Origin of the sequence: Streptomyces klenkii, from assembly GCF_003626645.1 — a bacterium.
Lineage (GTDB): Bacteria > Actinomycetota > Actinomycetes > Streptomycetales > Streptomycetaceae > Streptomyces > Streptomyces klenkii.
In genome coordinates, this window is sequence record NZ_RBAM01000098.1 from 1 (window position 1) to 1,305 (window position 1,305).

The following is a 1,305-nucleotide window of genomic DNA, read 5'->3' on the forward strand; positions in this document are numbered from 1 at the left end:
TCGGAGCTGCTGGGCGGGGCACACTTCGTCATCGACACCAGCCGCAACGGCAACGGCCCCTACGAGGGCACGGACGAGCCCTGGTGCAATCCGCCGGGCCGGGCGCTGGGCGACGCCCCGACCGCCGGGACCGGGGACCCGCTGGTGGACGCCTACCTGTGGATCAAGCGGCCCGGCGAATCGGACGGCGAGTGCCGGGGCGGGCCCCCGGCCGGGCAGTGGTGGCCGGAGTACGCCCTGGCCCTGGCGCGGGGGGAGGAGTAGGACACGCGCCTCAGTCCTTGGCCAGCCCCTCCCCGATCTGGATCCACGTCGCCTCCGAGGGCGTTCCCTCCTCGTCACTGACGAAGAGCATGTACCAGCCGGGCGGCACCAGCGAGGGGTCCTCGGGGAGGGTGAACGACACCCCGCCGGCGCCGCGCCGCACCTCCAGCTGGAGGGAGCGCTGCTCCACGTCCGTGGTGTGGGTGACGGCGCTGGGGCGCATCAGCCGCGCCTCGGCGATCCGGCCCGGCTGCCCGGTCGCGAAGGTGACGGTCTCCCCCGGCGCGGCCCGCTCGGGGCCCTCGCCCAGGACGGGGCGCCGCTCCTCGCGGCCGTCGTGGAGGTAGGGCGGGGTGTAGACCTCGATGCGCTTCTCGAACTCGCCCATCCGTGTGTTGTCGGCGTCCCCGAACAGCGGGTCGGAGCCGAAGGTGGCCACCCGCCCGTCGGGCAGCAGCAGCGCCTCGGAGTGGTAGTTGCGGCCCACGGTGGGGTCGGCGGCGGGGCGGAAGGAGTTGGTGGCCGGGTCGTAGAACTGCGCCTTGAGGATGTCGCTGTCGCCCCGGCCCCGGTAGTCCTCCGAGCCGCCCGAGGTGAAGACCGTGTCGTCGGGGAGGATCACGCTGCTGAGGTACCGGGTGCCCTGGGGCAGCGGGGGCCCGTCGCGGTAGCGGGGGTTCTCCTCGGTGAGGTCGATGATCGCGGTGCGCTCGGTGGACTCCTCGGACTCCCCGACCCCGCCGCCGCCCAGCACCATGAACCGCTGCTCCTGGGCCGGGGGCAGCAGCAGGGAGGCGGAGGTCTCCAGCTGGTCGGCGTCCCTGAGGCCGCCGACCTCCGTGAAGGTGTTGGACTCCAGGTCCCACAGGCCCGGCTCGCGGCCCTCGTCGGCGGGGCCGTAGCCGGCGTTGGAGCCGGTGTAGAAGATCTCCCCGCCCTGGGTGAGGAAGAGCGCGGGGTAGGTGGGGAAGTAGCGCTCGGGGCCCTCGGACCAGGTCTTGGTCCTGGGGTCGTAGATCTCGTTGATGCCCGGGACCACCT

2 protein-coding genes are annotated in these 1,305 nt (G+C 73.3%); one reads left to right on the plus strand and one right to left on the minus strand.

The features are described 5' to 3' along the window. Positions 1-264 (plus strand): glycoside hydrolase family 6 protein (locus D7231_RS34910; RefSeq protein WP_199739532.1); only part of this gene is annotated, 264 nt, incomplete at its 5' end. 10 nt (positions 265-274) lie between these two features. On the opposite strand, the gene D7231_RS34915 is transcribed toward D7231_RS34910, so the two are convergent. Continuing rightward, positions 275-1,305 (minus strand): galactose oxidase early set domain-containing protein (locus D7231_RS34915; RefSeq protein WP_120760382.1); only part of this gene is annotated, 1,031 nt, incomplete at its 5' end.